Genomic DNA, 20,910 nt, shown 5'->3' with positions numbered 1-20,910 from the left:
CTATCAGTTCGACGCCGTGATCGGTTCGACGCGACGCGGCGCATAGGTTTCCCAGCCGCTGCAACCCGGACACTGCCAGTAGAACAGCCGCGCCCTGAAACCACAATTCTGGCACGTATACCGTGGCAGATTTTTGGTGCGCTGGCGAATCAGCGTACGCATCAGTTCGAGCTCACTCTTCCGCGGCTCTTCCGCGACGGCCTCCTGCGCTTCCAGCAGACGCGTCATACCCGCCAGATTCGGCGATTTCTGCATCTGCGAGCGTGCCAGCGCATGCGCGGCGTCGGGCCCGCGTATCGCCGCAATGTGCTGATAGGTCACGTCGAGCAGATCGTTCGACGGATAGCGGTCGACCCACGTCATGAGCAGATCGGCGCCATCCTGCGGGCGGCCGAGCACCTCATAGGCCTTCATCAGCTTTTCCGCGACAAGCGGCAGGTAGGCGGGATTCTGTTCCTCGACTCTCCGCCATTGGGTAATAGCTGCCTCTTGCGAGCCGGCCGTCGCGTCGACGTCGCCGAACAGGATCGTGGCGCGTACGTTGGTCGGGTTCGCCTTCAATGCAAAACCTAGCTGACGGCGTGCCTCGTCTGCATTTTTCTGCTGGAGTGCTTCCTGGGCTAGCTCGCAATGAAACTGCGCGATGTCCTTGTCGAGCGACTCGGCGCCCATTGTTTCCAGATGGCGTGCGACGTCGATCGACTTAACCCAGTCTTTCTCGATCTGGTAGATGGTGAGCAGCGCGCGCTGCGCACCCAAAGCGTAGTTGCCGGTTTCGAGCGAGCGGAAGGTCTCTTCGGCGCGGTCGAGCAAACCCGCCTTCAGAAAGTCCTGACCCAGTTCGTACAGCGCGTGATCGCGCTCGGTGACGGGCAGATCAGTGCGGCTCAGCAGGTTCTGATGCACGCGAATCGCGCGGTCCGTCTCGCCGCGGCGGCGGAACAGATTCCCCAGCGCAAAGTGCAACTCGATCGTTTCCGGGTCGAGCTTGACGACTTCGATAAACGCGTCGATCGCCTGGTCAGGCTGCTCATTGAGCAGGAAATTCAGGCCGCGGAAGTACGAACGCGGCAGGTTGGCGCTTTCGGACAGCAGCGTCTTGAGGTCGTAGCGCGCAGCCATCCAGCCGAACGCAAAAGCGACGGGTATGACAAGCAGCCACCAGAAGTCTAGATCCATGCGATTAATGCAAATGTGCGGGAAAGCGGGAGCGGAAAGCCGCGCTTCAGAAGCGCGGCAGAAGACAACTTAGATCAGCGGCGGCATAGGCGGTTGTTCGACCACCACCGGGGCTTCGCGCGCCACACGCAACTCGCGCTTGAGCCGGCCATTCTCCATGCGCAGGCGCACCATGCCCGGCATTGACGACACCAGCCCGGCCAGCAGCCCCACCACGAAGAACGCGAGGCCGATCAGAATCAAAGGCGCCGACCACGCGTAACCAGCGAGGAAATTCAGCGTAGCAGTTTGTGTATTGGAGAGAGCGAGCACCAGCAGGAGCACGAACACCAGCACACGGATCAGCCAGACGATAAATTTCATGAATAGGTCTCTTGACGGCAGTTGCGGGGTGACGCCGGCTTGATGACGCGTCGCGCCACGGTGTTGCCCGCGCCGAAGTGACCCGTATTGTAATGGATGCCCTCGCGACTGGGCAGGAACTGGCTGATAGAGGACTTACGCGAGGTTTACCTTGCCGCAACAGGATGCTTGGGCAGGTGTGTTCGATTAGGGAATGTGCCGGGCTTAAGGGACGAAACAACGGACGAAAGGCGGACAAAAGATGCGGACGAAAAAAAAGCGCCCGAAGGCGCTTTTTCTGGTCTTTTGCCGTCTGGCTTTGGCCGCTGACGCTACCAATGCCATGCTGCGAACCGCACAGCGAAGCATTTACAGGTCGTCGTCATCCGGCTCGTCGGCCTTCAGCGGCTCGCCCGAACGTCGATCTACCCGTTCGCGCAATTCCTTGCCCGGCTTGAAATGCGGTACGTACTTCTCAGGTACCAGCACCTTCTCGCCCGACTTCGGATTACGCCCGACGCGGGAGGGACGACGATTAAGGCCGAAGCTGCCGAAGCCGCGAATTTCAATGCGATGACCGTTGGCAAGCGCCTCCGACATCGCATCAAGCATCGTCTTCACCGCGAAATCCGCATCTTTAAGTACAAGTTGCGGAAATCGCGTAGCCAGCTGGGCGACCAATTCCGATTTGGTCATACTGCAGCAGACCTCGCAAGAAAACGCCGGGCCACCCCCGTGTTGTTATACCCCCCCTCGCGGGGGACCTGCCGCCAGGCGGCAGGTTTAGGGGCGTTCCTCAATTACTGGTTCTGACCGTCGAGCTTGGCCTTCAGCAGCGCGCCGAGGTTCGTCGTGCCGGTAGCAGCCGAACTCGAATCCGACGAAGCCAGGCCGCGGATCGCTTCCTGTTGCTCAGCCGAATCCTTGGCCTTGACCGACAGGTTGATACCACGCGACTTGCGATCGATGTTGATGATCATCGCGTTGACCTTGTCGCCTTCCTTCAGCACGTTGCGAGCATCTTCCACGCGGTCTTGTGCGATTTCCGAAGCACGCAGGTAGCCTTCGACTTCCGCCGACAGCGTAACCACAGCACCCTTCGCGTCCACCGTCTTGACCACGCCGTCGACGATCGAACCCTTGTCGTTCATTGCAACGAAGTTGCTGAACGGGTCGCCTTCGAGCTGCTTGATGCCCAGCGAAATGCGTTCCTTCTCGACGTCGATGCCGAGAACGATCGCTTCCACTTCGTCGCCCTTCTTGTACTTGCGAACTGCTTCTTCGCCCGTTTCGCTCCACGACAGGTCCGACAGGTGAACCAGACCGTCGATGCCGCCCGGCAGACCGATGAAGACGCCGAAGTCGGTGATCGACTTGATTGCGCCTTGCAGCTTGTCGCCCTTCTTGAAGTTGCGGCTGAAGTCGTCCCACGGGTTCGGCTTGCATTGCTTCATGCCGAGGCTGATACGGCGGCGGTCTTCGTCGATTTCGAGAACCATGACTTCGACTTCGTCGCCCAGCTGAACAACCTTCGACGGTGCAACGTTCTTGTTCGTCCAGTCCATTTCCGACACGTGAACCAGGCCTTCGATGCCCGATTCGACTTCGACGAATGCGCCGTAGTCGGTGATGTTGGTGACCTTACCGAACAGGCGCGTGCCCGACGGGTAACGGCGCGAGATGCCTTCCCACGGATCGTCGCCCAGTTGCTTGATACCCAGCGAAACGCGGTTCTTCTCTTGGTCGAACTTGAGGATCTTCGCGGTGACTTCCTGGCCAACCGACAGAACTTCGCTCGGGTGACGCACACGACGCCATGCGATGTCGGTGATGTGCAGCAGGCCGTCGATACCGCCGAGGTCCACGAACGCGCCGTAATCGGTGATGTTCTTCACCACGCCTTCCACGATCGCGCCTTCCTTCAGCGTTTCGAGCAGCTTTGCGCGCTCTTCGCCTTGGGTCGCTTCGATCACGGCACGGCGCGACAGCACGACGTTGTTACGCTTGCGGTCGAGCTTGATGACGCGGAATTCCAGCGTCTTGCCTTCGTACGGGGTCGTGTCCTTGACCGGACGCGTGTCAACCAGCGAACCCGGCAGGAACGCGCGGATGCCGTTGACCATGACGGTCATGCCGCCCTTGACCTTGCCCGTGATCGTGCCGGTCACGAGTTCGTTGTTGTCGAGAGCCTTTTCCAGCGACAGCCACGAAGCCAGGCGCTTCGCCTTGTCGCGCGACAGGATCGTGTCGCCATATCCGTTTTCCAGCGCGTCGATCGCGACGGAAACGAAGTCGCCCGCCTGCACTTCTACCTCGCCCGCGTCGTTCAGGAACTCTTCGAGCGGGATGTAGGCTTCGGACTTGAGACCAGCGTTGACGACCACGAAGTTGTGGTCAACACGCACGACTTCGGCGGAGATCACCTCGCCAGCGCGCATGTCTTGCTTGGTCAGCGACTCTTCGAACAGAGCCGCAAAAGATTCGGTATTCGGGTTGGAAGTTTGCAGGTCGGACATAAAAATCAAAATTTGCATGGTTCTCGCGGTGCCCGGCTGGCCGGACGGTCAGCTACAACGGCAAGAATGCGAATGCCACGCGGGGTTAAGGGGTTAATACACGCTCCACGACACTCGCGGAGCACCTACTGACAACGCTACTTCTACTGCGCCCACCGCTCAGATGCCACTCGGACATCAGGCATGCGGGACCCATGCTTCATACCACTGCACCACCTGTTCGACCGCCTGGTCGACCGACAATGCGGAGGTATCAAGCAGCTTTGCATCCGCTGCGGGCTTGAGCGGCGCGGCCGTGCGCTGACTGTCACGCTCGTCGCGCTCACGCAAATCCCGGAGCAAGTCATCTATACTAGCAGAAAATCCTTTTTGGATCAATTGCTTATGCCGGCGCGCCGCACGGGCCTCGACGCTGGCGGTCATGAACACCTTCAGCACGGCGTCCTGGAAGATCACCGTGCCCATGTCGCGGCCGTCGGCGACCAGCCCCGGTTCCTTACGGAAAGCCCGCTGACGGGCCACCAGCGCGGTTCGCACGGGCGCGTGCACGGCAATCGCCGAGGCCCGGCTGCCAACTTCCTCGGCACGAATGTCAGCGGATACGTCGGCGCCGTCGAGCTGCGCCAACCCCTCGCGAAAGGTGATGTGCAGATCGTCGATCAGTTTTACAAGCGCGTCGACGTCATCCGCCACGATGTTGTAGCGCATGCTGGCCAGCGCGGCGAGCCGGTACAGCGCGCCGCTATCCAGCAAATGGAAGCCGAGATTCGCGGCAACCAGCGCGGCCACGGTGCCTTTGCCCGAGGCGCTGGGGCCGTCGATCGTAATGACGGGCGTTTGGTGAAAGGGACGGATCGGTTTCATCGAAAAAGTCGCACGTCAGTCGATTCAGGAGCGAATCAGGGTTGAGCGAGCGCGGTGAAGCGCTCGAAATAGTCAGGGAACGTCTTGCCGACGCACTTCGGGTCGTTGATCCGGATCGGCACGCCGCCCAGGCTCACGAGCGAGAAGCACATCGCCATGCGGTGATCGTCGTAGGTGTCGATCGAAGCGTTCGGAATCAGTTTTCCGGGCGGCGTGACGACGAGGAAATCCTCGCCCTCCTGCACCTTCGCGCCGACCTTGCGCAGCTCGGTGGCCATCGCGGCGATCCGGTCGGTTTCCTTCACACGCCAGCTCGCGATGTTGCGCAGCGTGGTCGTGCCGTCCGCGAATAGCGCGGCGATGGCGATCGTCATCGCAGCATCGGGAATCAGGTTGAAATCCATGTCGATCGGATCGAGCTTGCCGTTGTCGTTACCGACGCCACGCACTTCGATCCAGTCGTCCCCCATTTGCAGGTTCGCACCCATCTTGATGAGCGCATCGGCGAAACCGACGTCGCCCTGGATGCTGGAGCGGCCCACGCCTTCCACCCGCAACGGCCCGCCGCCGAGCGCGCCGGCCGCGAGAAAATATGACGCCGACGACGCGTCGCCTTCCACCAGGATCGTGCCCGGCGACTGATAGCGCTGCCCCGCCGGCACGATGAACCGGTGCCATTCATGGCGCTCCACCTTGATGCCGAAGCGCTCCATCAGCTTGATCGTGATCTCGATGTACGGCTTCGAGATCAGCTCGCCGTCCACCTGTACGGTCGTCACGCCGCTTTCCGTGCGCAACAGCGGCAACGTCATCAGCAGCGAAGTCAGGAACTGGCTCGACACGTCGCCGCGCACGCGGATCGGCGCGTCGGCTGTGATTTGCGCCGGCCGAATCCGCAGCGGCGGATAGCCTTCGTTCTCTTCGTAGTCGATCTTCGCACCGATCTGCCGCAAACCGTCGACCAGATCGCCGATCGGCCGCTCGTGCATACGCGGCACACCGTGAATGCGATAGTCGCCGCCATTCACCGCGAGCGCCGCGGTCAGCGGACGCACCGCCGTGCCGGCATTACCGAGAAACAGATCGGCCGTGCGCGCCGTGAACGCGCCGCGCGTGCCGCTCACGACACAGGTGTCGCCTTCGCGCTTCAAGCGCACACCGAGCTTTTCGAGCGCGTCGAGCATCACGCGGGTGTCGTCCGAGTCGAGCAGGTTCGTGATCGTCGTTTCGCCTTCGGCGAGTGCCGCGAGCAGCAGCACACGATTCGAAATGCTTTTCGAGCCGGGCAAACGAACCGTGCCGGACGCACGGGAAAATGGTCCGAGATCGAGGAATTCCATGATTGAGTCCAGTTCCGGTTATTTCGAGGCGTCGCCGAGGGCGGCCCCCGCAGTGCGCTGTTCCTGCCATTCGCTGCGCGCGACGCGCGAGCGCGCGAACACGGCTTCAAGCGCGGCGCCGTCGCCGGCTTCGATCGCCGCGCGCAAGCGCGCGAGCACCGCTGTGTAGGCATCCAGCTCGTCGAGCAGCGCGGCGCGATTCGCCACGCACACATCGCGCCACATTTCCGGGCTCGACGCGGCAATGCGCGTGAAGTCACGGAAGCCGCCGGCGGCGAATGAGAATTTCAGCGCGGCGTCGGGCGAATTGAGAATCTGCTCGACCAGCGCGAAAGACAAAACGTGCGGCAAATGGCTGACCGATGCGAGCACGCGGTCATGCTGCTCGGGCGTCATCTCCCGCACACAGGCGCCGGTTGCACGCCACATCGCGGCAACGCGCTCGACCGCCTCCGGCGCGTTCTCCGGCAGCGGACACAACACGACATTGCGATTCACGTACAGATCGGGCAACGCCGCATCCGGACCGCTCGCCTCACGGCCGGCAATCGGATGCCCCGGCACGAACTGGCCTATGCGTGCGCCGAGCGCCGCGCGCGCGGAAGCCACCACGTCGGACTTGGTGCTGCCGGCATCGGTGACGATCGTGCCTGCGTCGAGAAACGGCGCAATACGTTCGAGCAGCGGCAGGGTCTGCGCGACAGGTGCGGCAAGCAGCACGAAATCCGCACCGGACAACGCCGCACGCAATGCCGCGTCGTCACCCAACGCTGCGGCTTCATCGACCACACCCAACTCGAGCGCGCGCGCCGTCGACGCAGACGAACGCCCGACACCGACCACGGTTCGCGCACCTGCCGGCTCGCCGCGTTCACGCAGCGCGCGCGCGAGCGATCCGCCGATCAGGCCGACACCGAAAATCACCAGCTTATTAAAAGAAAACGCGGCCACGTCGGTCACTGAAAAAGCGCGCCTTTCATAAAGTGAGGCGCGCGGGTCAAAGTCAACCGCTTACGCGGTGGCGAGCGACTTTTCGAGCGCCGCGAGGAACGCTTCGTTTTCTTCCGGCAGGCCGATCGTGATGCGCAGCCATTGCGGCAAACCGTAGTTGCCAACCGGACGAACGATCACGCCCTGCTTCAGCAACGCGAGGTTGACGCGGTTGCCGGCTGTGTCGTCATTGCCGACGCGCACCAGCACGAAATTGCCGTCCGACGGCACATACTCGAGGCCGAGTTTGTCGAAGGCTTCGGTCAAAAGACGATAGCCCTGCGCATTCAGGGCCGCGCTCTTTTCCAGAAACGCCTTGTCGTTCAGCGCCGCGATCGCCGCGGCTTGCGCCAGCGTGTTCACGTTGAACGGCTGACGCAGACGGTTCAGCAGATCGGTCAATTCAGGCTGCGCAATCGCGAAGCCGACACGCAGGCCCGCCAGGCCAAACGCCTTCGAAAACGTGCGCGAGACCAGCAGATTCGGATAGCGGCGCACCCACGCGATCGAGTCGTAGCGCTTTTCCTCCGGCAGATATTCCGTGTACGCCTCGTCGAGCACGACGACCACGTTGCGCGGCACCTTGTCGAGAAACGCTTCGAGCTTCGCGCCTTCGATGAACGTGCCGGTCGGGTTGTTCGGGTTCGCGACGAAAATCAGGCGAGTGTCGTCGGTAATCGCCGCGAGCATCGCGTCGAGGTCGTGGCCGTATTTGACGGCCGGTACGACGATCGCATTTGCGCCCACGCCTTGCGTGGCGAGCGCGTAGACCGCGAACGAATATTGCGCGTAGACGATCGACTGGCCCTTCTCGACGAACGCATGCGCGGCAATTTCGAGAATGTCGTTGCTGCCGTTGCCGAGCGTGACCCACTCGGCCGGCACGCCGTAACGCTCACTCAGCGCTGCCTTCAGTTCGAATGCATTCGCGTCCGGATAGCGGCCGAGTTCGCTGGCCGCTTGCGCCATGGCGCGTTGCGCCGATTCCGGCATGCCGAGCGGATTTTCGTTCGACGCGAGCTTCACGATGGTCGCTTCGTCGAGGCCAAACTCGCGGGCCACTTCCGAAATCGGCTTGCCGGCGATGTAAGGCGCGATCGCGCGCACATAGGAAGGACCGAAGGACGTTGTCATGAAAATCTCCGAACGACTAATTAGTAGTAAGTGAATCTGCGACAGGCGCGCCCAGGCGACATGCACGCACCTGGGCCGACATCAACGAGCACGCGGATACGAGCCGAGTATCTTCAGGAACGCGGCCTTCTGACCGAGTTCGGTGAGTGCGGCGGCAACCGCCGGCTCATCGCGATGGCCTTCGACGTCGATATAGAAGTAGTACTCCCACGTGCCGACGCGCGCCGGGCGCGACTCGAAACGGGTCATGGAAACGCTGTGGCGCGCCAACGGCTCCAGCAACTTGAACACGGCGCCCGGCTCGTTCGCCACCGAAACGATCAACGACGTCTGATCGCTCCCGCTGACGCCGGTGCGCTCCTTGCCGATCATCACGAAACGCGTGCGGTTGTGCGGATCGTCCTGGATGAGGGCATACGCGACCTGCAGACCGTAATGCGTGGCGGCGCGATCGCCGGCGATCGCGGCGACCGTCGGATCGTCCGCTGCCATGCGCGCGGCTTCGGCATTGCTCGACACCGCCTGGCGCTCGAGGTGCGGCGCGTTGGTCGCGAGCCAGCCCTGGCACTGGGCGAGCGCCTGTGCATGCGCGCATACGCGGGTCACGCCGGTGAGGCCGCCGCCCAGCGTCAACAGATTGTGGTGAATCGGCAGCGCCAGTTCGCCGCCGATCGTGAGCTGGGTTTGCAACAGCAGATCGAGCGTGCGCGACACCGCGCCTTCGGTCGAATTCTCGACCGGCACAACGCCAAATTCGGCGGCGCCTGCTTCGACCGAGCGAAATACTTCGTCGATCGACGGGCACGGCAGACCTTCGATCGACTGACCGAAGTACTCGTGCATCGCCTGTTCGCTGTACGTACCAACCGGCCCGAGATACGCGGCCTTGATGCTCTTTTCGAGCGCGCGGCTCGCGGCCATGATCTCGCGCCAGATCGCGCTGATATGCTCGCTGGCCAGCGGGCCGTCGCTCATATCCTGCAAGCGCGCGATCACCTGCTGCTCGCGCTCGGGGCGGAACACCGGCGCGTTGAAATGCTTCTTCACCTCGCCCACTTCGAGCGCCACCGCGGCACGCTGATTGAGAAGCGCGATCAGTTGCGCGTCGAGCGCGTCGATGCGTTCGCGAAGGGGTTTGAGTCGGGTATTGAGTTCGTCGTCCATGCGTGAAAACGGCCCTGCCGGTAGCTGCTGCACAAATGCGTGCTGGAAAGGATGCGCGTGCCTGAATATCGAAGACGATCAGGCGCTGCGCTGTTCGAATTCCTTCATGTATTCGACAAGCGCTTTGACGCCTTCGAGCGGGACGGCGTTATAAATCGACGCCCGCATGCCGCCGACGGACTTGTGGCCCTTTAGCTGCACCATTCCCCGCGCTTTCGCGCCGGCCAGGAAATCTTCGTTGCGCGACTCGTCGGCGAGGAAAAACGGTACGTTCATCCGCGAGCGCGAGCCACGCTCGACCTTGTTCAGATAGAAGCTGCTCGAATCGATCGTGTCGTACAACAGCTTCGATTTTTCGAGGTTACGCGCTTCCATCGCGGCAAGGCCGCCCTGCTTCTTCAACCACTTGAACACCAGGCCCGCGATGTAGATCGCGTACGTGGGCGGCGTGTTGTACATCGAATTGTTCTCGGCGACGGTTTTCCATTCGAACGCCGACGGGCAGACCGACTGCGCGCGACCCAGCATGTCTTCACGGACGATCACCACGGTTACACCCGCCATGCCGATGTTCTTCTGCGCGCCGCCGAACAGCACGCCATATTTGGCGATGTCCATCGGGCGCGACAGGATGTGCGACGAGGCGTCCGCCACCAGCGGAATATCGCCGAGGTCGGGAATCTCGAACGTCTCGACGCCGTGAATCGTCTCGTTGGTACACAGATGCACGTACGCCGGATCGTCCGACAGTTGCCATTCCGAGCGAGCCGGTGCGCGCGTGAAGCCCTCGGCCGTCTGACCGCTCGCCGCCAGATGCACAGTGCCGTACTTTTGCGCTTCCTTGAACGACTTTTGCGACCATGACCCCGTCACGACGAAATCCGCCCGCGCTTTCGCGCCCATCAGATTCATCGGCACGATCGCGTTTTCGCCCAGGCCGCCGCCTTGCAGGAACAAAATCCGGTGGCTGGCGGGCACTTCGAGCAACTCGCGCAGATCGACGAGCGCTTCCTCGTGGATCGACATGAATTCTTTGCCGCGATGGCTCATTTCCATCACGCTCATGCCACTGCCCTGCCAATCGAGCATCTCGTCGGCTGCCTGACGCAGCACTTCTTCGGGCATGGCAGCCGGGCCGGCGGAGAAATTAAAGACGCGCATCGTGAGATCCTGGAAGCTGGCGCGAAAAAACGAACAGATCGCGCAAAAATCGGCGAAGTTAGCAGCCGCGAAGGCAGCCATTGCAAAGTTTGCGACGCGAAACTCGACAACAAGAGTTTGACGACGCGCGTTGGGCGACACGCGTTTGGCAAAATCTTCGCGCCCAAAAAGAAAATGGCCGCCTGCGCGTGTGCGCAAACGGCCATTATCGCATTGTCACCGCCAACCCGCCAAACCCGGCACGCCATATGGCTTGCCTAGCGGCGGCTAGCGCGATGTCAGCGCAGCCTTTCGACCTTTTGACTCAACTCGCTGGCTTATTTAGTCAACTCATTTAGCCAACTCATCCAGCCAATTTACTTAGCCGGCTTGACCGAAGCGACTTCCTTGTCAGCCTGGTCGCGCGTTGCCTTGATCGATTGCGGCATGTACTTTTGCATCAAGCCATTCACGACGTCGCGGCCAACCTGGTCTTGCACCTGGATGAACTTGCGGCCGGTCGGGCTCTTGTAGAACGCGGTCAGATCTTTGATTTCCGACGTGCTGTAGTACTTCGCGTAAGCGTCGTACTGAGCTTGCATTGCGTCCTGGCGGAAGTTGTCCGTTGCGAACACTTGACCTGCGCCGTCAACCAGCTTCGGCACTGCGTTCTTTTGCAGCGTCGGGACGGAAGCCTGCTTCTGCTTGTCCGTCATCGTCTTGTTTTCGCTCAGGGCGTCCGACAGGATAGCCGGAACCAGCTGCTTGGCTTGCATCTGGGCACTGTTGCCGATCGCGCCGACGAGTTTCTGTGCGTCGATTGCATCCAGCAGGTCCTTGATTGCAGCCTGCTTGGCCGGATCAACCGGTGCTGCGGCAGCAGCCGGGGCCGCCGGAGCCGAGCTCTGCAGAGCTTGAGCCATAGCGAAAGTCGGCACGAGAGCAGCCAGCAACATCAGTTGTTTGAATCGTTTTTGCATCATTACTCCCTAAGAGAAATTAACTTGAACTGCAAGCTGCGCGGGATGCGTATCGGCCCGACACGCCATTGTTCCCTGCGCAGCTTTCAACCAATAACTGAGACTGAAAGCTGCCGACGCGAATCAGGCCGCACCACCGTCTTCACCGCCGCTGTCGCCTTCGGCAGGACCTTCGGTGTCGCCTTCCACATCGATATCGGCCTCCGCCTCAGCAACCTGTTGCAGACCTGAAAGCTTGGTCCCTTCGTCAAGGCTGATGAGTGTAACACCTTGGGTTGCGCGCCCCATTTCCCGAATTTCCGATACGCGCGTACGAATCAGCACGCCCGTATTGGTGATCAGCATGATCTGCGCTTCCTGATCCACCAGCGTGGCGGCGACGACCTTGCCGTTACGCTCCGACGTCTGGATCGCGATCATTCCCTTCGTGCCGCGCCCGTGACGCGTGTACTCAGTGATCGGCGTGCGCTTGCCGTAGCCGTTTTCGGTCGCGGTCAACACCGACTGCTGCTCGTCGCCGGCCACCAGCAACGCAATCACGCTCTGGGTGTCTTCGAGTTGCATGCCGCGTACGCCGCGCGCCTCGCGGCCCATCGGGCGCACGTCGTTCTCGTCGAAGCGAACTGCCTTGCCCGAATCCGAGAACAGCATCACGTCGTGCTGGCCGTCTGTAATGGCGGCACCGATCAGGTAATCGCCGTCATCCAGACCGACCGCAATAATACCCTTGCGCAACACGCGGCTGAAGGCTTCCAACGGCGTCTTTTTTACGGTTCCTAGCGCGGTGCCCATAAAGACGAATTTGTCAGCCGAAAATTCCTTTACCGGCAAGACAACCGTAATCTTCTCGCCGTCCTGAAGCGGGAAGATATTGACGATCGGACGGCCGCGCGAGTTCCGCGAACCTTGCGGCACCTCATAGACCTTCACGCTGTAGACGCGACCACGATTCGAGAAGCACAGGATGTGATCGTGCGTGTTCGCGATGAACAGCGTATCGATCCAGTCGTCTTCTTTCATCGCCGTGGCCTGTTTGCCGCGACCACCCCGCTTCTGCGCACTATATTCAGACAGCGGCTGCGATTTCACATAGCCGGCGTGCGACATGGTCACGACCATCTCTTGCGGCGTAATCAGGTCTTCGGTGTTCAGCTCGGTTGCGTTCAGCTCGATCTTCGAGCGGCGCGCGTCGCCGAATTCGGCTTTGATCGACGTCAGTTCCTCGACGATGATCGCCGTAATGCGTTCCGGGCGAGCCAGAATGTCCAGCAGGTCGGCGATTTGCGCCATCACTTCGCGGTACTCGCCGATGATCTTGTCCTGCTCCAGACCCGTCAGGCGTTGCAGACGCATCTGCAAGATTTCCTGAGCCTGGGTGTCGGACAAGCGGTAGAGGCCGTCGGACTGCATACCGAACGACGGATTCAAACCGTCAGGGCGATAAGCCTCGCGACCACCGGCCGACGCGTTTTCCGTCTCGGCGCGCGACAACATTTCGCGCACCAGCGACGAATCCCACGGACGCGCCATCAATTCCTGCTTGGCGATCGGCGGTGTCGGCGCGGCCTTGATGATCGCGATGAACTCGTCGATGTTGGCGAGCGCGACGGCCAGACCTTCGAGCACGTGGCCGCGTTCGCGGGCCTTGCGCAGTTCGTATACAGTGCGCCGCGTCAGCACTTCCCGGCGGTGCGACAGGAAGCACGCCAGCATTTCCTTCAGGTTCAGCAGCTTCGGCTGGCCGTCGACCAGCGCGACCATGTTCATGCCGAAGGTGTCCTGAAGCTGGGTCGCCTTATACAGATTGTTGAGAACCACTTCCGGCACTTCGCCGCGCTTCAACTCGATCACGACGCGCATGCCGCTCTTGTCGGATTCGTCGCGGATGTCGGAGATGCCTTCGAGCTTCTTCTCGTTGACCAGTTCGGCGATGCGCTCCAGAAGTGAGCGCTTGTTCACCTGGTACGGCAATTCGTCGACGATGATCGACATGCGCTGACCGCGGTCGATTTCCTCGAAGTGGGTGAGCGCGCGCATCACCACGCGGCCGCGGCCGGTGCGATAGCCGTCGCGAACGCCGGCCACGCCGTAGATGATGCCGGCGGTCGGGAAGTCAGGCGCCGGAATAATCTCGATCAGTTCGTCGATCGTGGCTTCCGGGTTTTTCAGCAGATGCTGACATGCGTCGACAACCTCGTTGAGGTTATGCGGCGGGATGTTGGTCGCCATTCCGACCGCAATACCGGACGAGCCATTGATCAGCAGATTGGGAATACGCGCCGGCAGGATGGCCGGTTCGTTTTCGCTGCCGTCGTAGTTCGGCGTGAAGTCGACGGTTTCCTTGTCGATATCGGCCAGCAGCTCGTGGCCGATCTTTGCCATGCGGATTTCGGTGTACCGCATTGCCGCGGCGTTGTCGCCGTCGACCGAACCGAAGTTGCCCTGACCGTCCACCAGCATGTAGCGCAGCGAGAAATTCTGCGCCATCCGGACGATGGTGTCGTAAACAGCCGTGTCGCCGTGCGGGTGATATTTACCGATGACGTCGCCGACAATACGCGCCGACTTCTTGTACGCCCGGTTCCAGTCGTTGTTCAGTTCGTGCATCGCGTACAGCACGCGCCGGTGCACCGGCTTCAGGCCATCGCGAACATCGGGAAGCGCACGCCCCACGATCACGCTCATCGCGTAATCGAGATACGAACGGCGCATTTCCTCCTCTAGGGAGATTGGCAGAGTCTCTTTGGCGAATTGATCCATTATCCGTATCTTTTACGTGCCAAGGCGACGGCGTGAAGCTCGCTTGAAGCCCAACTCGCCGCGCCTTCGCGTAAGCATTGCAGGCGCAACGCATCACGCGATTCTAACATGCCGCGCATCCGCCCCCGACTGGGGTACGTATACCTATTAGCAGACGAGCGGAAACGGCGCCTGAACGCCCCATGATGAAATCAGGGCAGGCTCGATTTGTGCATGGGGCAATTCGCCGCTCAGCCATGACTGGCGGTGCCTACAGCGGATTGCTTCTGTTGCGCATGCACCACAATTGGAGGGTGATTTGATTGGGGGCAGATTTTTTTATCGTTGGAAGGGAACGATATGGCAAAATGCCAACGCACAAAGAGTTAGACACTGCTCGAAGTCTACACAGCACGTTTTTTGTTCTACACCGATGTTATACTTCGAGCAATGTATGACTTGTCTTCGTCAACAGGCTCGCAGTAAACCTGCGGTAATCTCAATTTCGAGAGGAGAAATATGAATAAACTTTCAAAGCTCGCGTTCATTGCAGCTACCGCAGTTATGGCTGCATCCGCCATGGCGCAATCGGTGCCGGCGTCGCGACAAGCTACGAACGACAACTGGGTGAATGGTACCGGCGAATACGTGTGGATGAACGGCACGAACGAGCTTTGCTGGCGCGATGCATTCTGGACGCCGGCAACGGCCAACGCTAAGTGCGATGGCGCCCTGGTTGCCCAGGCTCCGACCCCGCCGGCTCCGGTTGCACCTCCTGCACCGGCTATTACGAGCCAAAAGATTACGTATCAAGCTGACGCTCTGTTCGACTTCGACAAGGCCATCCTGAAGCCGGCTGGCAAGGAAAAGCTGGACGATCTGGCATCGAAGGTCGGCTCGCTGAACCTGGAAGTCATCGTTGCAACGGGTTACACGGACCGTATCGGTTCGGACAAGTACAACGACCGCCTGTCGCTGCGCCGCGCTCAAGCTGTGAAGTCGTACCTCGTGAGCAAGGGCATCGAATCCAACCGTATCTATACGGAAGGCAAGGGCAAGCGCAACCCGGTCACGACCGGTTGCAACCAGAAGAACCACAAGCAACTCGTCGCTTGCCTCGCACCGGATCGTCGCGTGGAAGTCGAAGTTGTCGGTACTTCGAAGCAGTAAGCTACAAATTACCGCAGTATCAAAGCCCCGCTTCGGCGGGGCTTTTTTTATGCCGCTGCTATGGACGCTGCTCGCCTTCTCCTCCGAGCACGCGCCCGAGCTGCCGGAACAGGATGCGCCAGCGACGGGGCGGCATTTTGCCGCCCCGTCGCTCGGCCTATATACTCAGGGTTTATCCTCGAGCGCCCGCTCAACGCTCTCATCGAGGCAGCTTCCGCCATGACCAACGCCGATCCCCACGAACTGCAGAAATTTAGCGACCTCGCGCATCGTTGGTGGGACCCGAATGCCGAATTCAAACCGCTGCATGAACTCAACCCGATTCGCCTGAGCTGGATCGACGCACACGCGCATCTCGCCGGCAAAACCGTGTTGGATATCGGCTGCGGCGGCGGCATTCTGTCGGAGTCGATGGCGGGATTGGGGGCGCATGTGAAAGGAATCGACCTGTCGACCCAGGCGCTTGGCGTGGCGGATCTTCACAGCCTTGAAAGTGGTGTAACCGTCAGTTACGAAGAAATCGCCGCCGAAGCACTGGCCGCCCGCGAACCGGGCACTTACGACGTCGTCACCTGCATGGAAATGCTCGAGCACGTGCCCCAACCGGCCGCCATTGTCGAAGCATGCAAAACGCTCGTGAAACCCGGCGGCTGGGTGTTTTTCTCCACGCTGAACCGCAACGTGAAGTCGTATCTGTTCGCGGTGATCGGCGCCGAATATATCGCGCGGATGCTGCCCAAGGGTACGCACGACTACGCGCGCTTCATCCGTCCGTCGGAATTGGCGAGCTTCGTGCGCACCGCCGGCCTGCGCACGGTCGACATCAAAGGTATCGTTTACAACCCGCTCAGCAAGCATTTCACGCTGTCCGCCGACACGAGCGTGAACTACATGCTCGCCTGCCGCCGCGACGTCTGATCCGCCCCGACCTGCCCGGACTCAACCCAATCAATGAGCGATCCCACGCCCCTGCCTCAACGCGAAGACAACGACGACGCGCTCGGTCTTTGCCAGGCTGTCCTGTTCGACCTCGACGGCACACTGGCCGATACCGCGCCGGATCTTGCGGCCGCCGTCAACAAAATGCGCCATGATCGCAGCCTCCAGATGGTGCCGCTCGAAGACCTGCGGCCGCTCGCGTCCGCGGGTGCGCGCGGGCTGATCGGCGGGGCCTTCGGCATCGGCCCCGAGGATCACGAGTTCGCGTCGATGCGCGAGGAGTTTCTCGCCAACTATGAAGCAGACTTGTGTATCGAGACCACGCTGTTTCCCGGCATTCCCGAATTGCTCGACGATCTCGACGCGCGGGGCGTGCGCTGGGGCATCGTGACGAACAAGGTAGCAAGGCTCACCGAGCCGCTGATCGCGCAACTCGGCCTCGAAGAGCGCGCCGGCTGCGTGGTGAGCGGCGACACGACCCCGCATTCGAAGCCGCACCCCGCGCCCCTGTTGCACGCCGCACGTGAGCTGGATGTGGTGCCGGAGCGCATCGTCTACGTCGGCGACGATTTACGCGATGTGCAGGCGGGTTTTGCGGCCGGCATGAAGACCATCGCGGCCGCCTATGGTTACTGCGGCAACGACATTCCGCCGACGCAATGGCACGCGCAGCATGTCGTGCACTCGCCCTCGGAATTGCAGAAGCTGCTACGCGACATCGAGTGAAGGGCTGAGCGGCTGCGCGCATACGGCGAACGCGTCAGTCACGGCGCACGCAACGCGGCGCGTTGCCGCTTCGCCACGACGGCACAGCAGCACATCGAGACGGCACGACAACAAGGCAATCAGCCAGGACGTTGCCGTCAAACTATTGTAAAATCTCCGTCTGGCCCAGACATTTTGGGCAACGAACCGCGGGGGCGACCTGGTTTCGACAGGGGTTGCGAAGCGGCTAGGGCATACCGAGGACCCGTCACCTCGTTAATCAATGGGAAAAACGTAACTGCAAACGACGAAACGTTCGCACTGGCAGCCTAAGGGCCGCCGTCCTCTGCCTAGTTCACTGACGGGCTAGAGTCGCAAGACCGGTAGCAATACCGACAGAGGTCATATACGTCAGTTAAGTCTTGGCGGCGTCACGACGCCAAGGTCGAAAATCTAGTGAATCGCCGTCACGCAGCGTGTTCGTCCGCGTCGTGGTGGTTAAATCAAATGACAGAACTAAGTATGTAGAACTAGTCGTAGAGTGCTTCTGGACGCGGGTTCGATTCCCGCCGCCTCCACCAGAACATCGTTTGAAGCTGCACCATCAAGACTCACTCAAAACCCGCAAGCGGCCTGCTGCTTGCGGGTTTTTTGTTGGCTACCTATAAAACAGAAGGCCCGCTCATCGAGCGGGCCTTTTTGCTGGCGCGTATCAAAGCTGCGTGAAGCCAAGGGAATAAACGCATCCCTTCAATCGTTTATTCCGCACGCGCGACCGCACGCTGCGTTCCGCGCGGGACCAACACCAAAATCAGGAGCCGACATCATGCGCAAGACTCTCTTCTGCCTCTCCACGCTGACTCTCCTCGCACTGCAGCAGACTGCTTTTGCCGAAGCCCCGAAGATCGTCGATGGCCGCTTCGTCACTGCGGACGGCATGACGCTCTATACCTTCGACAAAGACACCACGCCCGGCACGAGCGCCTGCACCGGCGGCTGCACGAGCTATTGGCCTGCTGCGGTAGCGAGTTCGTCGGACAAGCCCTCAGGCGACTGGACCGTGATTCCGTCGGCCGACGGTAAACAGCAATGGGCTTATAAAGGCCATCCACTGTATCGCTACGCGGCCGACAAGCAAGCGGGCGACATGAAGGGGGACGGCTTCAAGGACATGTGGCACACGGCGAAGCCATAACCGATAGCCGCTGAACGACGGACCAGAACCGAGAGACTTTATAAAAACACTCAATCGAAAACGCCGGCTGCAAGCCGGCGTCTCGAACGAATACAAAACGGAACACGAAAGCGCTGATTCGCTTATTCGTCTTTAGGACACTGCAAATTACACCCGTTCGGATCGCCATTGTCGCCGCGCTTGCGCATGGCTGACTTTTTGTTGGACTGGAATTTGTCCGAGGGCGCGGACGCCGCAAATGGCATCTGCGGATGCTCGGCAAGACGGAACTGATCTTGCAGGATACCGCCCGGCACACCCGGCGAATTCTGTGCGAAAGCAACCGAAGCGGTGGCGAGAAGCACCCCGGCCGTCGCTGCCGCAGCACATGCGTGAAGAAGAACTTTCATATCGGTTCAGCGCGGCATAGCGCGCGGTTAAGGCGTAAGCGGAAGGATAGAGATTATCCCAAACAAACGCCCGTCGCAGCGGCGACGGCACCAATTTGTTTACAGTTGCTTACACCGCACCTGGACCAAGTCCCACATCGAGATCGAGCAGCTTGCCGCAGTCGCGTGGATCGTAACCTTCGAGCTGTTCGACGCCATGCCGAAACGCCGCGCCGCGCAGCAAACCGATCACCGTTGCGAGCGGCGCGCGCTCCAGGCGGGCGCGGTCGCAGGCGAAGTAATAGTCTTCGTCGACGATCGGAATGAAGTCGAGCCCGAAGTGATGCGCCGCCGGCTCGACGCCAAAACCCACGTCTGCCATGCCGCTTGCCACGAACGCCGCGATCGCCGAGTGCGTGAGTTCCGCCGACGCATAGCCGTTGACCCGATCCGGATCGACTCCGACTTTTCGTAGCGCGAGATCGAGCAGCATGCGCGTCCCAGAACCGGGCTGACGATTGACGAAGCGAATGTCGTCGCGCGCGAGATCGCTCAGGCCGCCGATGCCCTTTGGATTCCCCTTGCCGAGAAAGAGGCCCTGCTTGCGCTTCGTCAGATGCACGAGCACGTGACGCTGCGGATCGAGCCAGCGCCGATAGGTATCGGCGCATGCCGCGCGAAACTCGCCTAGCGGCAAGTGAAAGCCGGCCAGATCACATTCGCCGCGGGCGAGCGCGCTCACCGCGTCCGCGCTGTCGCGGTATTTGATATCGACCGGCAAGTCGTTTGCGACCAGCGCCGTCACCAGCGCCGCCACGGCGTAACCGTGCGACGCGTAGATCCGCACGTCGTCGGCGGCCGGCGCGAGCCAGCGGTTCAGGTCGCTGGCGACTTCGCTCGCCAGCGCCTGCATGTTGCCGTCGAGCCGCTCGCCGCACAGGCGCTGCGCGCGCAGCACGGCCTGACCGAGCTCGGACAGCACCGAACCTCGCCCACGCTCCTTCGCGATCAGCGGGCCACCCAAACGCTCCTCGATGCTGCGCAACAAACCCCACGCGTGGCGGTAGGACAAACCCTTAAGCGTCGCCGCCTGCGCGATGCTGCCGGATTCGTCCACCAGCGCCAGCAGCGGCACGACGTCCGACAGGCTTGCCTCACGACCATCCGGGCCCTTCACAACCAGTTGCGCCTGGCACTCGATCCTGATCATATATGTTCAACTCTTTCCTATTGCACGAGGCGTATCACCCGCCTATTGTTCGGCTATCCCATATCGAATATACGAAGCATATGTGCGCACATTATGAATGACAAGTGCATATATGACTTTGGAGGAGCCCCCACTTGGACGATTCCATCGCCGTCGCGCCGGAGCAGTTGGTGCAGCGTCACGCGCAGCCGGGCAGGTCGCTGCTAGCGGTACTGCACGCCATTCAGGACGAACTCGGCTACGTGCCGCCCGACACGGTTGCGCCTCTCGCACGTGCCATGAACCTGTCGCGCGCGGAAGTGCATGGCGTCATCACCTACTACCACCACTTCCGCACGCAGCCCGCCGCACCCGTCACGGTGCAACTGTGCCGCGCCGAAGCATGCCGCAGCATGGGCACCGAGGCGCTCGCACAGCATATCGAGGCGCACACCGGCTGCCGTTTCGACGCGGAGCATCGGCATGGCGAGACGGTCGAGCTGGAATCCGTCTATTGCCTCGGCCAATGCGCGCTGTCGCCGGCGATGATGGTCAACGGCACGCTGCACGCGAAAGTGACGCCGCAAAAATTCGACGCGCTCTTTGCCGCCGCCAACAAATGCGTGGAGGTGACGGCATGACGCGCATCTACGTTCCCTGCGATTCGTCGGCGCTTGCGCTCGGCGCCGATGCTCTGGCTCAAGCGATCGAATCCGAAGCCGCACGTCGCGGCATTGCAATCGAACTGGTTCGCAACGGTTCACGCGGTTTGCTGTGGCTCGAACCGCTCGTCGAAGTTGCGACGGCTGAAGGCCGAGTTGGCTATGCGAACGTCGAAGAGAGCGACGTTGCCGCGCTGTTCGACGCCGGCTTCATCGAAGGTGGCGAGCACGCCCGCCGTGTCGGTGTGGTCGATGACATACCGTATCTGAAGAAGCAACAGCGCCTGACCTTCG

Annotated in this window: 19 protein-coding genes, 1 other RNA gene and 1 pseudogene; 7 read left to right on the top strand and 14 right to left on the bottom strand. The window is 61.1% G+C overall.

All coding sequences use genetic code 11. The features are described 5' to 3' along the window. Positions 1–3: 3 nt before the first annotated feature. The 12 genes from lapB to gyrA all read right to left on the bottom strand — a co-directional run bounded on the left by lapB (position 4) and on the right by gyrA (position 14,409). On the bottom strand, positions 4–1,179 hold the full coding sequence (gene lapB, locus FSO04_RS36265; RefSeq protein ID WP_154566308.1) for a lipopolysaccharide assembly protein LapB: 1,176 nt from the start codon (positions 1,177–1,179) through the stop codon (positions 4–6). Positions 1,180–1,248: 69 nt separating this feature from the next. Further along, positions 1,249–1,542 carry a LapA family protein gene (locus tag FSO04_RS36260; RefSeq protein ID WP_054037219.1) on the bottom strand — a complete coding sequence of 98 codons (294 nt, stop codon included), beginning with the start codon at positions 1,540–1,542 and terminating at the stop codon, positions 1,249–1,251. Positions 1,543–1,890: 348 nt separating this feature from the next. Further along, positions 1,891–2,217 (bottom strand): integration host factor subunit beta, encoded by a 327-nt coding sequence (locus FSO04_RS36255; RefSeq protein ID WP_028200079.1) that lies wholly within the window; start codon positions 2,215–2,217, stop codon positions 1,891–1,893. A 104-nt stretch (positions 2,218–2,321) separates the two neighbouring features. Beyond that, the gene (gene rpsA / locus FSO04_RS36250; protein WP_063496917.1) at positions 2,322–4,055 is read right to left on the bottom strand and encodes a 30S ribosomal protein S1; all 1,734 of its coding nucleotides are present in this window, start codon (positions 4,053–4,055) and stop codon (positions 2,322–2,324) included. 159 nt (positions 4,056–4,214) lie between these two features. Next, positions 4,215–4,901: a (d)CMP kinase gene (gene cmk, locus FSO04_RS36245; protein WP_154566307.1), complete on the bottom strand. Its 687-nt coding sequence runs from the start codon at positions 4,899–4,901 to the stop codon at positions 4,215–4,217. A gap of 35 nt (positions 4,902–4,936) precedes the next feature. Continuing rightward, positions 4,937–6,241 (bottom strand): 3-phosphoshikimate 1-carboxyvinyltransferase, encoded by a 1,305-nt coding sequence (aroA, locus tag FSO04_RS36240; protein WP_154566306.1) that lies wholly within the window; start codon positions 6,239–6,241, stop codon positions 4,937–4,939. Between the two features lie 18 nt (positions 6,242–6,259). Further along, positions 6,260–7,201, bottom strand: coding sequence for a prephenate dehydrogenase (locus FSO04_RS36235; protein WP_168435966.1), 942 nt, complete (start codon positions 7,199–7,201; stop codon positions 6,260–6,262). Between the two features lie 51 nt (positions 7,202–7,252). Next, complete coding sequence (gene hisC / locus FSO04_RS36230) at positions 7,253–8,365, bottom strand: histidinol-phosphate transaminase (RefSeq protein WP_154566305.1); 1,113 nt, start codon at positions 8,363–8,365, stop codon at positions 7,253–7,255. 81 nt (positions 8,366–8,446) lie between these two features. After that, positions 8,447–9,529, bottom strand: coding sequence for a prephenate dehydratase (gene pheA, locus FSO04_RS36225; protein WP_154566304.1), 1,083 nt, complete (start codon positions 9,527–9,529; stop codon positions 8,447–8,449). A gap of 78 nt (positions 9,530–9,607) precedes the next feature. Then, on the bottom strand, positions 9,608–10,690 hold the full coding sequence (gene serC / locus FSO04_RS36220) for a 3-phosphoserine/phosphohydroxythreonine transaminase (RefSeq protein ID WP_154566321.1): 1,083 nt from the start codon (positions 10,688–10,690) through the stop codon (positions 9,608–9,610). Positions 10,691–11,046: 356 nt separating this feature from the next. Beyond that, a complete protein-coding gene (locus tag FSO04_RS36215; RefSeq protein ID WP_154566303.1) occupies positions 11,047–11,649 on the bottom strand; it encodes a DUF2059 domain-containing protein in 603 nt (200 codons plus the stop codon). Positions 11,650–11,772: 123 nt separating this feature from the next. Beyond that, complete coding sequence (gene gyrA, locus FSO04_RS36210) at positions 11,773–14,409, bottom strand: DNA gyrase subunit A (RefSeq protein ID WP_154566302.1); 2,637 nt, start codon at positions 14,407–14,409, stop codon at positions 11,773–11,775. A gap of 498 nt (positions 14,410–14,907) precedes the next feature. Between gyrA and ompA the strand changes: the two genes are divergently transcribed. The 5 genes from ompA (at position 14,908) to FSO04_RS36185 (ending at position 18,397) form a co-directional block, all read left to right on the top strand. Then, positions 14,908–15,558, top strand: coding sequence for an outer membrane protein OmpA (gene ompA, locus FSO04_RS36205; protein ID WP_097390093.1), 651 nt, complete (start codon positions 14,908–14,910; stop codon positions 15,556–15,558). 219 nt (positions 15,559–15,777) lie between these two features. Continuing rightward, the gene (gene ubiG / locus FSO04_RS36200; protein ID WP_154566320.1) at positions 15,778–16,476 is read left to right on the top strand and encodes a bifunctional 2-polyprenyl-6-hydroxyphenol methylase/3-demethylubiquinol 3-O-methyltransferase UbiG; all 699 of its coding nucleotides are present in this window, start codon (positions 15,778–15,780) and stop codon (positions 16,474–16,476) included. A 33-nt stretch (positions 16,477–16,509) separates the two neighbouring features. After that, entirely contained in the window at positions 16,510–17,223 is a 714-nt protein-coding gene (locus tag FSO04_RS36195) for an HAD family hydrolase (RefSeq protein ID WP_154566301.1), read from the top strand. Between the two features lie 190 nt (positions 17,224–17,413). After that, positions 17,414–17,783: a transfer-messenger RNA gene (gene ssrA, locus FSO04_RS36190) on the top strand. Between the two features lie 245 nt (positions 17,784–18,028). Next, positions 18,029–18,397, top strand: coding sequence for a COG4315 family predicted lipoprotein (locus FSO04_RS36185; protein ID WP_154566300.1), 369 nt, complete (start codon positions 18,029–18,031; stop codon positions 18,395–18,397). A 122-nt stretch (positions 18,398–18,519) separates the two neighbouring features. Here the strand turns inward: FSO04_RS36185 and FSO04_RS36180 are convergent, their stop codons facing one another. Together FSO04_RS36180 and FSO04_RS36175 are read right to left on the bottom strand one after the other, a co-directional pair. Beyond that, a complete protein-coding gene (locus FSO04_RS36180; protein ID WP_154566299.1) occupies positions 18,520–18,786 on the bottom strand; it encodes a hypothetical protein in 267 nt (88 codons plus the stop codon). A gap of 109 nt (positions 18,787–18,895) precedes the next feature. Further along, a complete protein-coding gene (locus FSO04_RS36175) occupies positions 18,896–19,975 on the bottom strand; it encodes a substrate-binding domain-containing protein (protein WP_154566298.1) in 1,080 nt (359 codons plus the stop codon). 134 nt (positions 19,976–20,109) lie between these two features. On the opposite strand from FSO04_RS36175, the gene FSO04_RS36170 reads away from it, so the two are divergent. Continuing rightward, the gene (locus FSO04_RS36170; protein ID WP_154566297.1) at positions 20,110–20,595 is read left to right on the top strand and encodes an NAD(P)H-dependent oxidoreductase subunit E; all 486 of its coding nucleotides are present in this window, start codon (positions 20,110–20,112) and stop codon (positions 20,593–20,595) included. Continuing rightward, positions 20,592–20,910: pseudogene (locus FSO04_RS36165) on the top strand (formate dehydrogenase); the annotation flags it as partial. The gene FSO04_RS36170 and the pseudogene FSO04_RS36165, both read left to right, overlap by 4 nt.

This window comes from Paraburkholderia madseniana (assembly GCF_009690905.1).
In the GTDB taxonomy this organism is placed as follows: domain Bacteria; phylum Pseudomonadota; class Gammaproteobacteria; order Burkholderiales; family Burkholderiaceae; genus Paraburkholderia; species Paraburkholderia madseniana.
The sequence above is the reverse complement of the archived record's forward strand: the minus strand, read 5'-3'. Positions and strand labels throughout refer to the sequence as shown.

What these genes read in the sequence shown, in the direction of transcription:
- cmk (WP_154566307.1), bottom strand. Translation starts at nt 4,901, where the DNA reads ATGAAACCGATCCGTCCCTTTCACCAAACGCCCGTCATTACGATCGAC.
- FSO04_RS36180 (WP_154566299.1), bottom strand. Translation starts at nt 18,786, where the DNA reads ATGAAAGTTCTTCTTCACGCATGTGCTGCGGCAGCGACGGCCGGGGTG.
- rpsA (WP_063496917.1), bottom strand. Translation starts at nt 4,055, where the DNA reads ATGCAAATTTTGATTTTTATGTCCGACCTGCAAACTTCCAACCCGAAT.
- ubiG (WP_154566320.1), top strand. Translation starts at nt 15,778, where the DNA reads ATGACCAACGCCGATCCCCACGAACTGCAGAAATTTAGCGACCTCGCG.
- FSO04_RS36185 (WP_154566300.1), top strand. Translation starts at nt 18,029, where the DNA reads ATGCGCAAGACTCTCTTCTGCCTCTCCACGCTGACTCTCCTCGCACTG.
- FSO04_RS36175 (WP_154566298.1), bottom strand. Translation starts at nt 19,975, where the DNA reads ATGATCAGGATCGAGTGCCAGGCGCAACTGGTTGTGAAGGGCCCGGAT.
- gyrA (WP_154566302.1), bottom strand. Translation starts at nt 14,409, where the DNA reads ATGGATCAATTCGCCAAAGAGACTCTGCCAATCTCCCTAGAGGAGGAA.
- ompA (WP_097390093.1), top strand. Translation starts at nt 14,908, where the DNA reads ATGAATAAACTTTCAAAGCTCGCGTTCATTGCAGCTACCGCAGTTATG.
- lapB (WP_154566308.1), bottom strand. Translation starts at nt 1,179, where the DNA reads ATGGATCTAGACTTCTGGTGGCTGCTTGTCATACCCGTCGCTTTTGCG.
- FSO04_RS36195 (WP_154566301.1), top strand. Translation starts at nt 16,510, where the DNA reads ATGAGCGATCCCACGCCCCTGCCTCAACGCGAAGACAACGACGACGCG.
- hisC (WP_154566305.1), bottom strand. Translation starts at nt 8,365, where the DNA reads ATGACAACGTCCTTCGGTCCTTCCTATGTGCGCGCGATCGCGCCTTAC.
- FSO04_RS36215 (WP_154566303.1), bottom strand. Translation starts at nt 11,649, where the DNA reads ATGCAAAAACGATTCAAACAACTGATGTTGCTGGCTGCTCTCGTGCCG.
- pheA (WP_154566304.1), bottom strand. Translation starts at nt 9,529, where the DNA reads ATGGACGACGAACTCAATACCCGACTCAAACCCCTTCGCGAACGCATC.
- FSO04_RS36255 (WP_028200079.1), bottom strand. Translation starts at nt 2,217, where the DNA reads ATGACCAAATCGGAATTGGTCGCCCAGCTGGCTACGCGATTTCCGCAA.
- FSO04_RS36260 (WP_054037219.1), bottom strand. Translation starts at nt 1,542, where the DNA reads ATGAAATTTATCGTCTGGCTGATCCGTGTGCTGGTGTTCGTGCTCCTG.
- aroA (WP_154566306.1), bottom strand. Translation starts at nt 6,241, where the DNA reads ATGGAATTCCTCGATCTCGGACCATTTTCCCGTGCGTCCGGCACGGTT.
- serC (WP_154566321.1), bottom strand. Translation starts at nt 10,690, where the DNA reads ATGCGCGTCTTTAATTTCTCCGCCGGCCCGGCTGCCATGCCCGAAGAA.